Source organism: Pseudomaricurvus albidus (assembly GCF_018863235.1).
Taxonomy (GTDB): Bacteria; Pseudomonadota; Gammaproteobacteria; order Pseudomonadales; family Cellvibrionaceae; genus Pseudomaricurvus; species Pseudomaricurvus albidus.
The window spans coordinates 550,738-568,611 of record NZ_JAHKRS010000002.1 but is presented as its reverse complement, the minus strand read 5'-3'; the positions used below and the strand labels follow the sequence as shown (position 1 = coordinate 568,611).

Below are 17,874 nucleotides of genomic sequence, written 5' to 3'. Positions count from 1 at the left end.
AAAACCCAGACTCAAGGTTAACTAATTCCATCGAAAGTCACAAAACCGATCACGGACGATCACGATGAACAGAAACCCTCTCAACTGGCTGCGCCTTGCCCAGCCCCATCAAACCTGCCGCCATTGCCACGCTTTCACCATATCCGGCGGACTCTGTGCCCCCTGCCAGAACGCCCTGCAAGATACCCGACTGCGCTGCTTTCGCTGTGCCTTGCCATTAAACGATCCGGCCGGAATCTGCGGTGAATGCATTGCCAACCCACCCGCTTTTGAGCAGACGGTGTGTGCCGACAGCTATCGACCCCCTGTCAGCCACTGGCTACAAAACTTTAAGGATTCCAGAGACTTGCGGGATGGACACCTGCTATCACAACGCCTGATACAACGGGTCAAAAGCCTTTACTGCACCGACGATCTGCCTCACTACCTGATCCCTGTACCCCTGCATTGGCGCAGAGCTCTGTGGCGCAATTTCAACCAGTCCAGCTGGATAGCCCGACAACTGTCGAAAGAGCTTCACATCCCCGCACTTCAATGCCTGCATCGCACCCGTCCGGGTGGTGACCAGCGACACCTCAGCCGCCAGGATCGACTGCGGAATCTTCGGGGCGTTTTTAAGCTGGCTGATGACCCCGCCATGCGGCAACAGCTGCAGCAGCGACACGTTGCAGTGATTGACGATGTCATAACCACTACCGCAACGGCCAGAGCCATCAGCAGCGAACTGCGTCGCCAAGGTGCTGCCCGCGTAGACATCTGGAGCCTCGCGAGAACCGACAAAACCCACCTTTCCGATTAGACCTGCGAGGTCAATTGCGGCACAATCGAGCTCCTGCTTACCTTCGGGTAATACCCTTCAGGGTTTGCGGTACACTCCACAAAAAGTGACCGCCAAGTCACGCACAGGCGATGACTAGCACCTATAATGAGAACATCCGGGGACGCCCACAAAGCGTCCCTCATTCTGCACGCAGTGAACGGGATCATCATGTCAGAAACAAACGTAGTAATCAGTGGTTCCGGTCTTTGGACCCCAGCCAACACCGTCACCAACGAAGAGCTGGTGGAAGCCTATAACGGTTATGCCGAAAAATATAATGCCGAGCACGCCGCCGAGATCGAGGCCGGCACCGTGACAGCCAAGCCGCTGTCCAGCGCTGAATTCATCACCAAGGCTTCGGGCATCAAAAGTCGTTTCGTCTACCGCAAAGAAGGCATCCTCGATATTGACCGGATGCGCCCCCAATTTGAGGCGCGCGGCGATGACGAGCTCTCGCACCAGGCCGAAATTGCTCTTCACGCCGCCCGCAAAGCGCTGGCCGCGGCCAACAAGAAACCGGAAGACGTCGACGCAGTGATCGTGTCCTGTGCTTACACCCAGCGCTCCTACCCGGCCATTGCCATCGAAGTGCAAAATGAGCTGGGCATCAAAGGCTTCGGTTTCGATATGCTGGTGGCCTGCTCCGCCGCCACCTTTGCCCTGCAGCGCGCCTATGAAATGGTGAAAGCCGGTACCGCCAAATGCGTTCTGGCGATCAATCCGGAACTGACTTCACCGCAGAACAACTGGCGCGATCGCGACAGTCACTTCATCTTTGGTGATGTTGCCACCGCCACCGTCATTGAGACCGCAGAAACCTGCACCAGCGAACACAGCTACGACATTCTCAGCACCAAGGCAGTCACCAGCTTTTCCAACAACATTCGCTCCAATTTCGGCTACACCTCCTACGCCGATGACAGCGCCCCCTACGCCCCGGACAAATTTTTTAACCAGCAGGGCCGCAAGGTGTTTAAGGAAGTCTGTCCTATGGCAGCCGAACACATCAGCACCCAGCTGGAAGCCCTCGACATCCAGATTTCGGACGTCAAACGCTGGTGGCTGCATCAGGCCAACATCAACATGAACCTGCTGATCAGCAAACGCCTGCTGGGCCGTGACGCCACTGCCGAAGAGGCACCGATCGTACTGGATCGCTACGCCAACACTGCGTCCGCCGGTTCACTGATTGCGTTTAATCTGTACCAAGAAGATCTGCAGTCCGGCGATCTGGGCCTGATTTGCTCCTTTGGTGCCGGCTACTCGATTGGCAGCCTGGTCTTGAAGAAGCGATAATCCGCTCTAACCTGAGTCAGTCAGAAAGGCCCGGTAAGCGGGCCTTTCTTTTTTCTACCTTTTTCTGCTTCCTGTGGCCCCGATGCCATTGTCAGGCCAGATCCTTTTCAGCGACCATAAAGTGCTTATTATGAACGACACAGCCCCATCAACAGTTCACCCCTACGAAGCACTGACGCCGGATGTGGTGTTAAACGCAGTCGAGGCCGAAGGCTATTTCTGCGACGGCCGCAACCTCGCGCTTAACAGCTACGAGAACCGGGTGTACCAGGTCGGCATCGAAGACGCACAGCCCCTGATCGCCAAGTTCTACCGTCCCAATCGCTGGAGCCGTGCCCAGATACAGGAGGAGCACGATTTCTGTGCCGAGCTGGTGGAAAATGATCTGCCGGTTGTGCCTCCCCTGCCCGACGCTGACGGCAATACCATCCGCGACCACGGTGGTTTTATGTTCGCCCTGTTTGAACGCCGCGGCGGACACGCGCCTGAACTGGACAACTTGCACAATCTGGAAATCATGGGACGCTTTCTCGGCCGCATGCACAATGTGGGTCACCTGAAACCGTTTACACACCGGCCTGCCATCAGCATTGACACCTACGCGTTCGACAGCATCGAGTTTCTGATGGAAAACCGGTTTATCCCCATGGAACTGGAAACGTCTTACCGCACACTGACCGATGATCTGGTGAAAATCATCCAGCAGCGTTTTTCCGAAACACACTTTGAAACCCTGCGCCTGCACGGCGACTGCCACCCGGGCAACGTTCTGTGGCGCGACGACATCCCGAACTTTGTTGATTTCGACGATACCCGCAGCGGCCCGGCGGTTCAGGATCTGTGGATGCTGCTGTCTGGCAGTGAACGAGATCAGCAACAGGGACAGCTCAACAAGGTGCTTTCAGGTTATCAGCAATTCTGTCGCTTTAACGGTGGCGAGCTCAACCTGGTGGAATCCCTGCGCACGTTACGCATCATGAATTACAGCGCCTGGCTCGCGCGCCGCTGGGAAGACCCCGCCTTCCCTCACAGCTTTCCCTGGTTCAACACCCAGCGCTACTGGTCAGATCACATCCTGACGTTGCGGGAACAACTGGCCGCCCTGCAGGAACCGCCGCTGTCCATGCCCTGGTAGAGAGGCGTCCGGGCAAGCCTCTGGCCAAGCCACTTTAGAATGGCGATAATGACCGGAATCACCCGTGTCCAGACGGACGCATCCACAAAAAAGGAGCCTGTTTTATGTCGGAGAAGCTCAACACCGGAATATCGTCCGATCCCATCTGGACGACCATTCGTGAAGAAGCAAAACAGCAGGCTGCCGAAGAACCGATTTTGGCGAGTTTCTACCACGCCACCATTCTCAATCACAACACGCTGGAAGACGCGCTCAGCTTCCATCTGGCCAACAAGCTCGACAGCCCTGCGGCCTCAGCCATGCAAATTCGCGAGGTGGTGCAGATGGCGCTGAGTAACGACAGTTCCATTGGCGCTGCCGCCCGGGAAGACCTGACCGCAATTCAGGTGCGCGATTCGGCCTGCGACAATCTCTCCACCCCGTTTTTGTTTTTCAAAGGCTATCATGCCTTGCAGGCACACCGTGTCGGGCACTGGCTGTGGAACAATAAGCGCAAGGAAATGGCACTGTTTCTGCAGAACCGCATCTCCAGTGTGTTTGCCGTAGACATTCATCCCGCCGCCCGTATCGGCCGCGGGATCATGCTCGATCACGCCACCGGCATTGTGGTGGGCGAAACCGCTGTCGTGGAAGACAACGTCTCCATCATGCAGTCGGTGACCCTGGGCGGAACCGGTAAAGAGTCCGGTGATCGCCACCCCAAAATTCGCGCCGGCGTAATGATTGGCCCGGGAGCGAAAATTCTGGGCAATATTGAAGTGGGTGCAGGCTCAAAAGTCTGTGCCGGCAGCGTGGTACTCAAACCCGTCGCCGCACATACCGTGGTTACAGGGGTTCCCGCAAAAGAAGTGGGAAAACTCGACTGCCAACCGGCCATGGATATGAACCAAAATATCTGAGTGCACCGCCCAACTGGCCTGGATTTTCTCCAATGGCTGGCCTAGACACGCTCAAATGGAAAGGCCAGCAATTCGCGAATATCGGAACATCCGGTGACCAGCATCAGCAGTCGATCCACCCCCACCGCGACGCCCGCACAGTCGGGCATACCGGCGTGCAGCGCACTGACCAGATGCTGATCGGTAGGATAACAGGGAAGATTCATCGCCTGGCGCTTGACCAGATCATCCTGCAGACGCTGCGCCTGCTCTGCACCATCGCACAATTCCCAGTAACCGTTGGCCAGCTCAACGCCACCCACATAGGCTTCAAACCGCCTGGCGACAACCTGCCCGGTTGAATCGATCGCCGTGCGCGCAAGAGCCGCCTGACTGGCCGGAAAGTCGTACACCAACACCAGACCATTTCCCATACGCGGCTCAATGGCATGGGTCATCAAGACATCAAGCCAGACATCACGATCATCGTCGTCCCAATGGATGTCGCTGTGCTGCTGAGCAATCTGTTTCAGCTCTGCAACCGTGGCGGTATGAGGATCCAGCGAAAGCTCGCGCTGAAAGATGTCCCGGTAAGACAATCGCTCCACCGAAGGCAAGGCCACACAGGCTCCGACCAGCTCTGCCACTTCATCCATCAACTGCTGATCATCCCATCCCAACCGATACCACTCCAGCATGGTGAACTCAGGGTTGTGTCGACGACCGGCCTCACCGTTGCGAAACGCCTTGTTGAGACTGTAAATATCACCACTGCCTGCGGCCAACAGCCGCTTCATGAAAAATTCCGGGGAAGTTTGCAGAAAGAGGGTTTCACCGCTGACCTGCGCACTGATGCTGTCGATGTGCGGGTCAGACACCGCCGCGCGGGAAAGAGACGGCACATCCACTTCGCTCACCTGACGATGATAAAAAAAGTCACGAATACCGCGATACAACTCTGCCCGCTGCTGCAAAGCAGACAGAGACGCCGATGGCTGCCAATCCGATGAGGTCATGAGGAATTACACCCGCGTAAAAAGGAAAAATAAATGCCACAGGCAAAGCATAGATCAAACACCGTTCAATAAAAAAGGCCGGTGGACATTACGCCCACCGGCCTTTCGAAATCACATCACTGAAATCAGGACTCTTTAGAGCGCCCTTGGTATTCACCGGTGCGGGTATCGACGCGAACAACATCACCGATGGACAGGAACAGAGGCACTTTGACCACAGCACCGGTAGACAGAGTAGCAGGCTTGGTGCCACCGTTGGCGGTATCGCCTTTCACACCGGGATCGGTATCGACAATTTCCAGATCCACGTGATTGGGTGGAGTCACGGCCAGTGGCGCCCCGTTGTACAAAGTCACAACCACCTTGTCCTGCTCTTTCAGCCACTTGGCGTTGTCGCCGACAGCCTTGGAATCAGCCTGGTGCTGTTCAAAGGTGTTGGGCTCCATAAAGTGCCAGAACTCACCATCGGTGTAGAGATACTCCATGTCGTGATCCATCACGTCCGCCGCTTCCAGACTCTCGCCTGATTTAAAGGTACGCTCCCAGACCCGACCGGAGTTCAGGTTGCGCAGCTTGACGCGGTTAAAAGCCTGGCCTTTGCCTGGCTTGACAAATTCGTTGTCCAGAATGGCACAAGGTTCGCCATCCAGCATGACCTTCATGCCACTGCGGAATTCATTCGTGGAGTATGTACCCATGGTTTATCTCATCTTTTCCAGTTCAATTGTGCTGCGTCATCACGCTCCAAGGAGAGCTATTGCAGAGCTGACCAAGAGTTGCCAACCATGCCGTAACAACGCAATAAGCGCCAAACGACGCATTGTATGCTTTAAAGAGGCGCCATTATAGCGCAGGGATGGACAGAAGATAACCACACAACCCTGGCAATGAGCCATCATCCCCATCGACCTCCTGCCTTGTCCAACCCCCCATCTACATCCTGCCCGACAATGACGGTACAATAGCGCCCGTATTTCCCGCAGACCTCTACGAGCCTCCCCCATGTCACAACTGCTCCCGCACCGGCCACTGATTACCTGGCAGGAAGAACTGATTCAATCCATTCGGTGCCCCCGTGAGCTGCTGGAATACCTGCAACTGCCCATGGAGCTGTTGCCCCAGGCAGAATCCGCCAGCCAGCTGTTTGAGTTGCGTGCGCCCAGACCCTATCTGGATCGCATCACCAAGGGTGATCCCAACGATCCACTGCTGAAACAGATTCTGCCCGTTCACGATGAACTGACAATCACACCCGGCTACAGCAACGACCCTCTGGAGGAGGCCAACAGCAATCCGACTCAGGGGCTGGTGCACAAATACCACGGCCGGGTCCTGCTGATTGTCGCGCCCAACTGTGCCATCAACTGCCGCTACTGTTTCCGCCGGGCGTTTCCCTATCAGGACAACAACCCCAGCCGCCAGCAGTGGCTGCAGGTCTTTGAGACTATTCGCGCCGACGACAGTATCCGCGAAGTGATCTTCAGTGGTGGCGACCCCCTCGCCAGCCCCGACCGGCAATTGCAGTGGATGGTCGATCAGCTGGTGCAGATTCCCCACATCCAGCGCCTGCGGGTACACACACGGCTGCCGGTGGTTATTCCCCAGCGCATCACCGCCGAAACCCTGAGCTGGCTGGCAGAAACCCGTTTGCAAAGCGTACTGGTACTGCACACCAACCACCCCAATGAACTGGATGATGAAGTCACGCTAAGCATCCAGCGGCTGCGCCACGCCGGTGTGACCGTACTGAATCAGGCGGTGCTAATGAAAGGCGTGAACGATGATCTGGACACACAGGTCGCCCTCAGCGAAGCCCTTTTCGCAGCGGGGGTACTGCCTTACTACCTGCACCTGCTGGACAAGGTTCAAGGTGCCGCCCACTTTGCAGTGAATGATGCAGACGCTGTCGCACTGCATCAGCAAATGCAGGCTCGGCTACCCGGTTTTCTGGTACCCAAACTGGCCAGAGAAGAGCCCGGCGCATTAAATAAAACCTTAATTTTCTAAAAAATCAGGATTATTGGCCGCTTATATAGGAGAGACCTAGTAAATCACCTCTATAATGGGTAAAAAGGTACCAAGAAATCTCATGGCACTTAAATGTCAAAGACTTAGGTCACACAACCGATACCAAGCCATACCCAAAACGATAACGAAGCCTGAATGAAGCCTGATACTCCCATGCTGGAACTGGTAAAGCGACTGCGTCTTCCCGACCAGAACCAACCGATTCTCAGCTTTTGCCAAAGTAATCGCGCCGGTAAAGTCGCCGACTGGGCTAGCCATCTGCCCGCAACCCGCATCAATCACACCAGTGTTGTGCTGTATCAAGCCTTGCCGGAAGTGTGCCGACTGGACACGTCCCCGGCCAACCGTCTGGAGATCCTTGAACACCTACGTCCCTATGTACAGCAATGCATCCTGGGGCTGACCAAATCGTTTCTCGACCAACCTCTGATCATGCCCGACAGCGCCATGAAAACGGCCATCATTGCCCAGGCGCTGCAAAAACACATGAGTAACGGCTACAGCCTCGTTGTCCGGGCCATGGTGCAAAAACAACCCGACGGCAAATTCAAAGACGACGAACGCAAACGACTGGTCCTCGCAATACACCGGGCAATCAGTGGAATGGGGCTTCAGCTGCTGCGCAATTCGCAGATCTACACACCGGTCTCCAGTCAGTACTGGCTGGAACTTTACTCCCTTTATCGTCTGGCGGAATCGCTGAACCTGCTCAATAGAGGCTGTCGCGACCCCCAACTGAAACAGCTGCAAAAAACCACCATCGATCAGGCTTTCCAGCGGGTTTTACTGCTGGCGTGCTGCCATCACAGCCAACTGCGGCAACAGGAAGTTGAAATCGTCTTTGACGCACTGGAAAGCTGGAGCGCCCTCGCTCACCTGGCCCCGTTCCAGGAAAACAGTGAAAACCACTACGCCACCGATCTCAATGACAATCTGTCACCGCGCTATAAAAGTCAGCTCTGTCACGGTGAGACTTCCGCGACACGAGTCCTGCGTGAACTGAACCTGCAGCCACTGCTCAGTGCCCTGAAACGGATTGAGGAGCAGGGCCCCAGTGAACACAGCCCCATAACCGTGCCCGGCAACATGAACCCGCGACTCCTCGCTCACGTGCTTGGCGCCTGGGGAGAAGAATTCCGCCGCTACCAACCGCGCAAAGCCTCAAAAAACCTTCTGGAAATAGCCGTTGGCTTGACCAGCGTCCACTACCATCTTTGTGGACAGGAAAGTTTCGAACATTTCCTGCGCTACCGCTGCAACGCCCGAAATCCGATGAGCCGCCAGTTTCGCGTTCAGGGGCTGACCGCAGATTACGACCCCTGGGATGAAGCCTTTGATGCCGATCCGGAAGCCCGTACCCATACCGGCAAATCCCTGAACCTGACCAGCGAGCCCGCCACCTCGTCACGTTCAACCAAATATCCGCTTTACCAAATTCAGATTTCTGACATCAGCACGGGGGGGGTCGGCTTGAACTGGCACCAGGAGATCCCCGCCCAGGTCAAAACCGGCGAACTGGTCGCCGTGCGCGATCCCGAGGCTGCCCACTGGAATCTGGGGGTTATCCGCTGGGTCAAACAGCACAAGGGGATGTCGCAACTGGGAATTCAGCTGATTGCCCAGCAGGCGCGGGCTATTGCCGTACAGCAACTGCAAAAATCCGGTCGCGACAATGTGTATATGCGCGGTTTAAGCTCAGAGAAAGCCGGTACGCACTTTAATGAAAAAGCCTTGATCACCGCCAGCTACCCGTTCCGTGCGGGCAACAAGGCCCGGATAAACTACCGGGGTGACACCTCCACCGTGCAACTGAGCCACCTGCTTTACAGCAGCTCAAGCATTAACCTGTTTCGTTATCGGCCGGTTGAGGCAGCCCACAGGGACAACCATGAAGCACCTCCTGCTGCGGACGATTTCCCGGAAAGCTGGTGACGCCAGTGGCATCAAATTCGCCCCCTTGGCACATGACGACTTCTATAAGGCATTTGGACATTATGTTCTGCAACACTTGTCACATAATTCCTCCTCAAGCCCATGCACGGCTTTGAGCCAGCTTTTATTTAGCGTAGTCTGTCTTTATGTGTGCTCAAACGTTAGAATCATTGACTCTAAGCCACATGGTACGTACGTACCAGCTGCGAACATCAGGATATTGACGCAGTAACGATTGTGCAAAAAAGCACTATCGAAAGTACCAACCATTAAATAAAGTGATGCTATCTGTCCACCATGCAGACCGGATCTCGCCCAAGCTTGAACAGGGAAATACAACCGCAGTATGAACGCCAATGAGACCATCCGTCTTCTGATCGTCAACGATTCACGCAAAGAAGTGGAACGCCTGATCAGTATGCTCAATAACGCTGGCCGCCCAACCCGGGCGCAACACGTCGAAAGCGAAGAAGTTCTGACCAAACTGCTGCAGGAGCAAAGCTGGGATCTGTTGATCGCAGAAGATGCCTGCTCCCAACTCCCTCCCGCCAATGCCCTGAGGCAGATCAAACGTCTGAATAAAGACGTGCCCATGATTTTAATCAGCGAAAAAGCCGCTGAACAGAGCATAGAGGCCAATCAGGCCGTGGTCGACGGCCTCAAGATCGGTGCCAGTGATGTGGTGCCTCTGGATCAGGATCAGCATCTGCTGCTGGTCATCCAGAGAGAAATGGAAAACCGCGAACAACGCCAGCAGCGTCGTCGTGCTGACTTTAAACTCAAGGAAGCCGAGCGCCGCAGCCAACAGCTGCTGGACAGCTCCCGCGACGCCATTGCCTACGTTCAGGACGGCATGTACCTCTACGCCAACCAGTCATTCGCCGACTGTTTCGGCTACGATGATCGTGACGATATTGAATGCATGCCCGTCATCGATATGGTCAATGACGAAGACCAGAAACACGTCAAACAATTTCTGAAAGACTTCACCCTCAAAGGGGATGAAGCGGAAAACTGCCAGCTGAGTTTTAGTGGTATCACTCACGATGGCAAGCCCTGCAACGTCAGTCTCGATGTCTCCCGGGCAGTTTACGACGAAGAAGCCTGTATTGAATTTGTGATCCGCGCCAATCAGGCCAATAACGAACAGCTCCAGGCCGAGCTGCAGAAGATTAAAGATCAGGATCTGGTCACCGGCCTCTATAACCGGCTGTACCTGGTCGGACAACTGGAAAAAGAAGTTTCCAGAGCCATCAACGAAGGCTGCACAACCACGGTGCTGCACATTGAGGTCGACAGTTTCTCCGATCACATTCAGCCCACCATGGGAGTTGCCGGCTCCGATTTGGCTCTGGGTGATCTGGCTGCGCTCCTGAGCAAACATGCCCTGCCCGGTGAGACTCTGGCTCGCTTTGGTGATGATTCTTTCATGTTACTGGCGCCAAACCAAAACGCCCAGCAATCACTGGATCGCGCTGAGCGTATCCGCGAAGAAATCGAACATCACATTATCGACGTAGACGGCAAGACCATTCAGGCCACGACCACCATTGGTGTCGCCATACTGAACGAGACCTCCTCCAGCGCCGAAGAAGTGATTGATCAGGCCCTCAAGGCCACTGAAAACTTCCGCATGGAACACGATCAGAGCGGCAATGGCGTGAAACTCTACGACCCGGAAGTCAGCCCGGAAGAGAAAGCCGAAGCCGACATGGTCAACATGATCAGCCACGCACTGGACAACAACCGCTTCCAGCTGCTGTTTCAACCCATCATCAGTTTGCGAGGCGCCGAGGACGAACATTACGAAGTGCTCTTGCGTCTGCTTGATGAAGATGGACAACAGATCTCACCCAACGAGTTCCTGGGTGTTGCCGCCCAGATCGGAGCAACCACCAAAATTGATCGCTGGGTCATTCTTGAAACCATCAAAACCCTGTCTGAACATCGCGCCAATGGCCACAACACTCGTGTACTGCTCAATCTGAGCTGCGAATCCCTGTGCGATGAGAGCCTGGTGCCCTGGATCAGCGTGGCCTTTAAAGCCGCCGGCCTGCCCGCTGATGCCATTGTATTTCAGGTGGATGAGGGTGACGTGACCAGCCACCTGAACGACGCCAAGGCACTGCTTCAGGGACTGTCCGAAATCGGCAGTCAGTCGTCAATTTGCAACTTCGGCTGCTCTCTGAATCCGTTCAAGACCCTGTCACATGCACCGTCGGACTACGTCAAGATTCACGGTTCCTTCACGGTGGACATTCAAAAGAACAACGAGGGACCGGAAGCCCTGAGCAACATCATCAAACAATTGCTGGAAGCGAACAAAATCACCATCGTGCCTTTTGTCGAACACGCCAGCGTCCTGTCCACTCTGTGGCAAACTGGCGTGCACTACAATCAGGGTCACTACCTGCAAGCGCCCACCGACTCCATGAGCTACGACTTTACGATGGAAGGGTAAGAGCTTCATAAGCTCTATGAGAAAGGCTGCCTGGCAGCCTTTCTGTTATCGGGCTACCTTAGAGCGCATCCCGGTCGCGGAAACCGATCAGGTACAAAATACCGTCCAGGCCCAGATTGGAAATCGCCTGCTTGGCGGAGGCTTTCACCAGCGGCTTGGCGCGGAATGCAATGCCCAGACCGGCGATGCTCAACATCGGCAAGTCGTTAGCGCCGTCGCCGACCGCAATCACCTGCTCCAGCGAAAGATTCTCTTTGGCCGCCAGTTCGCGCAGCAATTCTGCCTTGCGGGCGCCATCGACAACCACGCCGGAAACATTGCCGGTAACCTTGCCGTCAACCACTTCCAGCTCGTTGGCATAAACGTAATCGATCCCCAGCTTTTGCTGCAGAAACTTACCGAAGTAGTTAAACCCGCCCGACAGGATAGCGGTTTTATAACCCAGTTGTTTCAGGGTTGAAATAAGTCGCTCCGCACCTTCGGTAATGGGCAGCTGCTCGGCGATGTCCTCCAGTACGGATTCATCCAGGCCTTTCAGCAGAGCCATGCGGCGGGCAAAGCTCTCTTTGAAATCCAGCTCACCGCGCATGGCGGCCTCGGTGATTTCAATGACCTGATCACCCACACCGGCAGCTTTGGCCAATTCATCAATGACTTCTGCCTCGATGAGGGTGGAATCCATATCAAAGCACACCAGACGGCGATTGCGGCGGAACACGTTATCTTCCTGAAAGGCGATATCCGCATCCAGACGACTGGACAGCTCCATAAAGGCCGAGCGCAGTTCGGCCAGATCCGCGGACTTGCCTCGGGCAGAAAACTCAACACAGGCTTTGGTCTGATCGCTGTCGCTGTCCAGATCAACTCGCCCGGAAAGCCGGCTGATATTGTCGATATTCAGACCGTGACTCAAGGCAACCGAGGTGACCTCGGCAATTTGCTCAGCAGTAATCCGACGCGCCAGCAAAGTCACGATATGACGATCCTTGCCCTGATGACTTACCCACTGACCATAGCTTTCTTCGCTGATGGGCTGGAAGCGCACCTGCATGTTCATTTCATGAGCCTTGAACAGAATATCCTTGAGCACCGGCGACGATTCAGAGGAGGCAGGAATTTCAACCAGCAGCCCCAGGGTGAGATTGTCGTGGATTACCGCCTGACCAATATCGAGCACATTGGCCTTATATTGCCCCAAAATCCGGGTAATGGCGGAGGTCACACCGGGACGGTCTTCACCGGAAATGTTGATCAAAAGAATTTCTTTCACGCGAAAACTCAACTGCCTGCATTAATAAAGGACAGCATTATAACTTTACTCCGCCCTCAGACTAAAATAATCTCTGATTTTTGCATCTTTACGTCAGCCAGGGATCGGTTACAGCCTCCCCCCTGACCACTCGTTCCGCCAGAAGAGGTTAGACCCGCACCACCATGCCGTCTCCGACTGTGCTCAAACTGCTTCGTAATCCTCTGTTTTTGATCAGTGCCACCACCCTGATCTGCCTACTGATCAGCGCCAGCTTGCTGCAACAACAGCACCACCAGCGCCTGGAAATCCGCACCGACCAATATGGTAATGCGCTGGCCTCTCTGGCTGCCAGCCAGGCAACCGAAGCCACCATGAACCACGATCTGGTCAGCCTGCAAGTCACCGTCAGCGAGATCGCGCGCAACCCCGACATTCTCAGCGTCACCGTTCACGATGTGGAGAACCGATTGCTGGTGCAAGCGGGTGACTCCCCCAATGCCGGCGACTACGCCAACCGGGACCACCAGTCCTATACCTCTCCGGTCACCCTGCAGGACAGCATTGCCGGCTACGTCACCGTCACCATTGACACCCAGACACTCTATGAAAAGTTTGATGATACCTGGCTGATGGCCTTGCTGGGCCTGGCCGGCGCCATGCTGGTGCTCAGCATCATTAACCAGCGACAGGCTCCCGATGACGACGCCGACACGTCAGTGCCTCACCAGAAGGCCGCGCTGGCTGAACAACCTGATCCGGCAGCACCCGCCCCCCGATCAGGCGGCAACGAGCAGGAAGACTATGTCACCCTGAAATTCTGCTGCCTGAACTGGCCTTCCCTGAAGCAACAACTCAGCGCCACTCTGAGGCAACAATTGTTCGACGATCTTCAAGGCCATCTAAGCGGTATCAACGCACTCTACAGCGGCCGCATTACCCTGGCGGATCACGAGACTCTGGAGCTGGAATTTCACGGCGACGAGATCGGCAACACCACCTTTCGGGCCATCTGCGCAGCCCAACTGCTGTTTACCCTGCTGCAAAACGGGAGCGCGGGCATTCGGTTACGCTATGCGGCCGCTGTTTATCACACCCGCAAGGGCAGCTCACTCAGCCTCTATCTGGCTCAGGCCAAAAACAGACAACAGCTGATGAACACCCTCTTGGCTCAACCGGATCACGGTTTGCTGCTGGACAATCAGAACTGCGCCACCGCCCAACTGCTGCAAAGACTGCAAACAGGCGAAAACCTGGTGAACGGCCAGTGGATTTCAGTGGAAGGATTGCGCCCCAGCTATCAGGGGCTGCTCGACAAACAGGCCAAGCAGTTACTAAGCCTGCAAACGGCCTGAGACTTTTATCCCTCGCCCAGATAACGCTTGCGCTTGGCGGGCTTCAGTCGGGTCAGATCCGCCAGAAACAAGCCATCGATACAATCACTGAAATCCGGATCGACACTAAACGCCAACAACTGAAAACCGCCCTCTTCGAACAGCGCCGCGTACTGTTTAAACAGCACCGGTACCTTCTCGCCCTCGGCCTGGAAGATTTTCTGCAGCAGGGCAAAACCCGCTTCGCGATCCAATCCCTGATAACCCGCCTCCATCTCACAGCGGCGCTCGGGCTCGATAAAATACGGTTGCTTGGCGCTGGCCAGAGCCTGGGGGCAGGCGTAGTAACGCTGGTAATAAAACACCAGATGATCGACAAGAGATTTTGAAAAGCTGGCGCTGATGGTGACCGGCCCAATCAGATAGCGCACCCCGCTGTTGTGGTTCAGATACGCACCAATGCCCTGCCAGAGATAATCCAGACTGTTTTTGCCCCAGTATTGAGGGTTGACGAAACTGCGCCCCAGCTCCAGCCCCTGCTCCAGATAGGGACGAAATCCGGGCTGAAAATCAAACAGCGTATGGGTATATAAAGCACTGTCACCGGACTCTTTCAACAACCTGGCCATATCCCCCAGACGGTAAGCCCCGGCCAGACACATCGCATCACGATCCCACAACATCAGGTGCTGGTAGCTGCGGTCAAAACGATCCAGATCCCGCTTGGCGCCGGTACCCTCTCCGACTTTCCGAAAGGTGTACTCGCGCAAACGCCCGACTTCACGCATCGTCACCGGGCTGTCGGCGTAGCGGGTCAGAAGAATACGGTTACCATCGCGGGTTTCGCCCAACGCCTGCATCTTGCGGGATTCTTCCAACAACCGCAGACGGTCTTCAGGGTGAGCAATCGTCTTTTCCGTAACGAACATCGGGCTCTTGTGTTTGCGACGCCCCACCTTGTACAGATGTTTTTTCAGCCGCTTGAGCAAGGCCTTATCCGGCAACTGATCCGTGTGCAGCGCGGAAGCGGGGATGGGTTCCCCCACACAGAAATTGATGGTGGCCGACTTTTTATTGAACATTTCCTTTGCCAGCAGCGCCGTACCCAAAGGCTTGTACACCATGGACGCACTGTAAAATAACAACGAATTTTTGGCCTGAATATGAATCGGCAAAATCGGCGCATTGGCGCGCCGTGCCATCTTCAAAAAACCCGGACGCCAGCGAGTATCCCGCACGCCGTTAGGTCTCGCTCTGGACACCTCACCGGCAGGAAAGATAATCACCGCGTGATCGTTATCCAGCTCATCCAGGGCCATTCGAAAACTTTTCAGGGCACCACTGCCGGTCATGTTATCCAGTGGAATCAACAGAGGGTGCAGTGCCTCAAAATTCATCAACATGTCATTGGCGATGATTTTGACATCAGGACGAACCTCACACACCAGACGCAACAACGCCAAACCATCCAAAGAACCAATAGGATGATTGGCAATAATCACCACCCGCCCCTGATCGGGAATATTCGCTTTGTCACGACTGGAGACGGTGTAACTGAAATTAAAGTAATCAAACACGCTTTCGATAAACGCGATTGGATCCAGCCCGGCATTCTCCTGAAGGAACTGATTGATCTCCTGCTCGTGGGTCAGCCGTCGCAAAAAGGAAAACGTGGAACGCTTGATCATCTCCGGCTGCTGCCCAAAACCGGGGTATTTGTCACAAAGGGTTTGTTCGATATTGATCATGAGGCTCGCTCGTGGTCGTCATACTGACAATGACTATTTTTGGGATTACGACCAAATTACTGCGATCTTGTGACGAATAGATGATGGAGCGATGACACAAATATGACCCTCCGCACTCCCCCTGAACACGGTTTTTCTGACTTTTTACGACCTTTTCAATCTAAAAACACCTCCTCTTATTAGAAACCTTACCTTTACGTTAACGTAAACTATTGCTATCTTTATCCCATAAACCTTTGCGGGCCCCTTTTCAGACGGCCAAAAACACTGGAACGACAGAAACAAATGACAACTAAAACATACAGCATTACCGACCTGTCCCGGGAATTCGATGTCACTACCCGTGCCATCCGCTTCTATGAGGATAAGGGCATGCTGACTCCCGAGCGCCGCGGGCAAACCCGTATCTACACGCCCGCTGACCGGACCAAGCTCAAGCTGATCCTGCGCGGTAAGCGCCTGGGGCTGACGCTGGATGAGAGCCGCGACATTATCGACATGTACAACCCCGGCAAGAGCAACGCTGACCAGCTGGAAAAACTGGTCCTGAAAATCCGGGAACGCCGCGATTACCTGCAACAACAAATGCACGATCTGGAAGTCATGATGGTGGATCTTCAATCCTCCGAACGCAGCTGTCTGGAAGCGCTGGGGAAAATAGACCCGCAGGCCTATGAGAGCCTGCGTGAAGATACGCCAGGCACGGATGCCTGAACGATAAAAAACCTGACAGCCTTCTGAGGCTAAACACTCAAACTGAACATACGAGAGAGACCATGAGCATCAGTTATCCTTCTTTAAACTTTGACCTAGGTTCCGACATCGACATGCTGCGCGACAGCGTCTATCAATTTTGTCAGGCGGAGTTGGCACCCCGCGCGGAACAAATCGACCGCGACAACGAATTCCCTATGGATATGTGGCGCAAGTTTGGCGACATGGGACTGCTGGGCATGACCGTCGCCGAAGAGTATGGCGGCACCAACATGGGGTATCTGGCACACGTGGTCGCGATGGAAGAAATCTCCCGAGCTTCTGCGTCAGTGGGTTTATCTTACGGCGCCCATTCGAATCTGTGCGTTAATCAGATTCACAAAAACGGCACCCACGAACAAAAGCTGAAATACCTGCCCAAACTTTGCTCTGGCGAACACATCGGCGCACTGGCCATGAGCGAGCCCAACGCCGGCAGTGATGTCGTGAGTATGAAACTGCGCGCCGACAAGCAAGGGGACAAATACATTCTCAACGGCAACAAAATGTGGATCACTAATGGTCCCGATGCCCACACGTATGTGATCTATGCCAAAACCGATCTTGCAGCCAACTCTCGCGGCATCACGGCGTTTATTGTAGAGCGCGACTTCCCCGGTTTCTCCCGCCACCAAAAGCTCGACAAACTGGGCATGCGTGGTTCCAACACCTGTGAACTGGTATTCCAGGATTGTGAAATTCCTGCCGAAAACATTCTCGGCAAAGAAGGCGAAGGCGTAAAAGTTCTGATGAGCGGCCTGGACTATGAACGTACGGTTCTCTCCGGTGGCCCTGTTGGCATTATGCAAGCCTGTATGGATATCGTAGTGCCCTACATTCACGACCGTAAACAGTTTGGCCAGGCCATCGGTGAATTCCAGCTGATGCAAGGCAAGGTCGCCGATATGTACACCGAACTGAACGCGTCCCGCGCCTACCTGTATGCAGTCGCCAAAGCCTGTGATCGTGGCGAAGAAAGCCGTAAAGACGCCGCTGCCGTGATTCTGTATACCGCAGAAAAAGCCACCCAAATGGCACTGCAGGCAATCCAGACCCTCGGCGGGAACGGTTACATCAACGAATTCGCCACCGGACGTCTGTTGCGGGACGCAAAACTTTACGAAATTGGCGCCGGCACTTCTGAAGTGCGTCGCATGTTAATCGGCCGCGAGCTCTTTAACGAAACCAAATAAGACGACTTAACGAATCACAATAAAACTGACT

General features: G+C 54.8%; 14 protein-coding genes. 10 read left to right on the top strand and 4 right to left on the bottom strand.

Annotation, left to right across the window (positions count from 1 at the left end; translation table 11 throughout):
* Positions 1 to 64 precede the first annotated feature (64 nt).
* The 4 genes from KOI40_RS05960 to cysE all read left to right on the top strand — a co-directional run bounded on the left by KOI40_RS05960 (position 65) and on the right by cysE (position 4,150).
* A complete protein-coding gene (locus KOI40_RS05960; protein WP_216096527.1) occupies positions 65 to 799 on the top strand; it encodes a ComF family protein in 735 nt (244 codons plus the stop codon).
* A 189-nt stretch (positions 800 to 988) separates the two neighbouring features.
* Positions 989 to 2,116 carry a beta-ketoacyl-ACP synthase III gene (locus KOI40_RS05955; protein WP_216096526.1) on the top strand — a complete coding sequence of 376 codons (1,128 nt, stop codon included), beginning with the start codon at positions 989 to 991 and terminating at the stop codon, positions 2,114 to 2,116.
* Between the two features lie 130 nt (positions 2,117 to 2,246).
* On the top strand, positions 2,247 to 3,251 hold the full coding sequence (locus KOI40_RS05950) for a serine/threonine protein kinase (protein WP_216096525.1): 1,005 nt from the start codon (positions 2,247 to 2,249) through the stop codon (positions 3,249 to 3,251).
* Between the two features lie 104 nt (positions 3,252 to 3,355).
* The gene (gene cysE / locus KOI40_RS05945) at positions 3,356 to 4,150 is read left to right on the top strand and encodes a serine O-acetyltransferase (protein WP_216096524.1); all 795 of its coding nucleotides are present in this window, start codon (positions 3,356 to 3,358) and stop codon (positions 4,148 to 4,150) included.
* Positions 4,151 to 4,191: 41 nt separating this feature from the next.
* Here the strand turns inward: cysE and epmA are convergent, their stop codons facing one another.
* Together epmA and efp are read right to left on the bottom strand one after the other, a co-directional pair.
* Positions 4,192 to 5,145, bottom strand: coding sequence for an EF-P lysine aminoacylase EpmA (epmA, locus tag KOI40_RS05940; RefSeq protein WP_216096523.1), 954 nt, complete (start codon positions 5,143 to 5,145; stop codon positions 4,192 to 4,194).
* A 125-nt stretch (positions 5,146 to 5,270) separates the two neighbouring features.
* Positions 5,271 to 5,843, bottom strand: a complete 573-nt coding sequence (efp, locus tag KOI40_RS05935) for an elongation factor P (protein WP_216096522.1) — start codon at positions 5,841 to 5,843, stop codon at positions 5,271 to 5,273.
* Positions 5,844 to 6,147: 304 nt separating this feature from the next.
* Here efp and epmB point away from each other — a divergent pair, with 304 nt between their 5' ends.
* The 3 genes from epmB (at position 6,148) to KOI40_RS05920 (ending at position 11,566) form a co-directional block, all read left to right on the top strand.
* Positions 6,148 to 7,152, top strand: a complete 1,005-nt coding sequence (gene epmB, locus KOI40_RS05930) for an EF-P beta-lysylation protein EpmB (RefSeq protein WP_216096521.1) — start codon at positions 6,148 to 6,150, stop codon at positions 7,150 to 7,152.
* 156 nt (positions 7,153 to 7,308) lie between these two features.
* Positions 7,309 to 9,105 carry a cyclic-di-GMP receptor FimW-related protein gene (locus KOI40_RS05925; protein ID WP_216096520.1) on the top strand — a complete coding sequence of 599 codons (1,797 nt, stop codon included), beginning with the start codon at positions 7,309 to 7,311 and terminating at the stop codon, positions 9,103 to 9,105.
* A gap of 346 nt (positions 9,106 to 9,451) precedes the next feature.
* Positions 9,452 to 11,566, top strand: a complete 2,115-nt coding sequence (locus KOI40_RS05920; protein WP_216096519.1) for an EAL domain-containing response regulator — start codon at positions 9,452 to 9,454, stop codon at positions 11,564 to 11,566.
* A gap of 58 nt (positions 11,567 to 11,624) precedes the next feature.
* On the opposite strand, the gene serB is transcribed toward KOI40_RS05920, so the two are convergent.
* Positions 11,625 to 12,836 carry a phosphoserine phosphatase SerB gene (gene serB, locus KOI40_RS05915; RefSeq protein WP_216096518.1) on the bottom strand — a complete coding sequence of 404 codons (1,212 nt, stop codon included), beginning with the start codon at positions 12,834 to 12,836 and terminating at the stop codon, positions 11,625 to 11,627.
* A gap of 164 nt (positions 12,837 to 13,000) precedes the next feature.
* On the opposite strand from serB, the gene KOI40_RS05910 reads away from it, so the two are divergent.
* Complete coding sequence (locus KOI40_RS05910) at positions 13,001 to 14,170, top strand: hypothetical protein (RefSeq protein ID WP_216096517.1); 1,170 nt, start codon at positions 13,001 to 13,003, stop codon at positions 14,168 to 14,170.
* A 5-nt stretch (positions 14,171 to 14,175) separates the two neighbouring features.
* Here KOI40_RS05910 and olsF read toward each other — a convergent pair whose 3' ends face one another.
* The gene (gene olsF, locus KOI40_RS05905; RefSeq protein ID WP_216096516.1) at positions 14,176 to 15,897 is read right to left on the bottom strand and encodes a bifunctional ornithine lipid synthase OlsF; all 1,722 of its coding nucleotides are present in this window, start codon (positions 15,895 to 15,897) and stop codon (positions 14,176 to 14,178) included.
* Positions 15,898 to 16,182: 285 nt separating this feature from the next.
* Here olsF and KOI40_RS05900 point away from each other — a divergent pair, with 285 nt between their 5' ends.
* Both KOI40_RS05900 and KOI40_RS05895 read left to right on the top strand, forming a co-directional pair.
* Positions 16,183 to 16,611 carry a MerR family transcriptional regulator gene (locus tag KOI40_RS05900; RefSeq protein WP_216096515.1) on the top strand — a complete coding sequence of 143 codons (429 nt, stop codon included), beginning with the start codon at positions 16,183 to 16,185 and terminating at the stop codon, positions 16,609 to 16,611.
* A 62-nt stretch (positions 16,612 to 16,673) separates the two neighbouring features.
* Positions 16,674 to 17,843 carry an isovaleryl-CoA dehydrogenase gene (locus tag KOI40_RS05895; RefSeq protein ID WP_233710021.1) on the top strand — a complete coding sequence of 390 codons (1,170 nt, stop codon included), beginning with the start codon at positions 16,674 to 16,676 and terminating at the stop codon, positions 17,841 to 17,843.
* Positions 17,844 to 17,874: the final 31 nt, after the last annotated feature.

Excerpts from the sequence above, each read along its gene's own strand:
- KOI40_RS05960 (WP_216096527.1), top strand. The coding sequence starts at position 65 with ATGAACAGAAACCCTCTCAACTGGCTGCGCCTTGCCCAGCCCCATCAA.
- KOI40_RS05955 (WP_216096526.1), top strand. The coding sequence starts at position 989 with ATGTCAGAAACAAACGTAGTAATCAGTGGTTCCGGTCTTTGGACCCCA.
- KOI40_RS05950 (WP_216096525.1), top strand. The coding sequence starts at position 2,247 with ATGAACGACACAGCCCCATCAACAGTTCACCCCTACGAAGCACTGACG.
- cysE (WP_216096524.1), top strand. The coding sequence starts at position 3,356 with ATGTCGGAGAAGCTCAACACCGGAATATCGTCCGATCCCATCTGGACG.
- epmA (WP_216096523.1), bottom strand. The coding sequence starts at position 5,145 with ATGACCTCATCGGATTGGCAGCCATCGGCGTCTCTGTCTGCTTTGCAG.
- efp (WP_216096522.1), bottom strand. The coding sequence starts at position 5,843 with ATGGGTACATACTCCACGAATGAATTCCGCAGTGGCATGAAGGTCATG.
- epmB (WP_216096521.1), top strand. The coding sequence starts at position 6,148 with ATGTCACAACTGCTCCCGCACCGGCCACTGATTACCTGGCAGGAAGAA.
- KOI40_RS05925 (WP_216096520.1), top strand. The coding sequence starts at position 7,309 with ATGAAGCCTGATACTCCCATGCTGGAACTGGTAAAGCGACTGCGTCTT.
- KOI40_RS05920 (WP_216096519.1), top strand. The coding sequence starts at position 9,452 with ATGAACGCCAATGAGACCATCCGTCTTCTGATCGTCAACGATTCACGC.
- KOI40_RS05910 (WP_216096517.1), top strand. The coding sequence starts at position 13,001 with ATGCCGTCTCCGACTGTGCTCAAACTGCTTCGTAATCCTCTGTTTTTG.
- olsF (WP_216096516.1), bottom strand. The coding sequence starts at position 15,897 with ATGATCAATATCGAACAAACCCTTTGTGACAAATACCCCGGTTTTGGG.
- KOI40_RS05900 (WP_216096515.1), top strand. The coding sequence starts at position 16,183 with ATGACAACTAAAACATACAGCATTACCGACCTGTCCCGGGAATTCGAT.
- KOI40_RS05895 (WP_233710021.1), top strand. The coding sequence starts at position 16,674 with ATGAGCATCAGTTATCCTTCTTTAAACTTTGACCTAGGTTCCGACATC.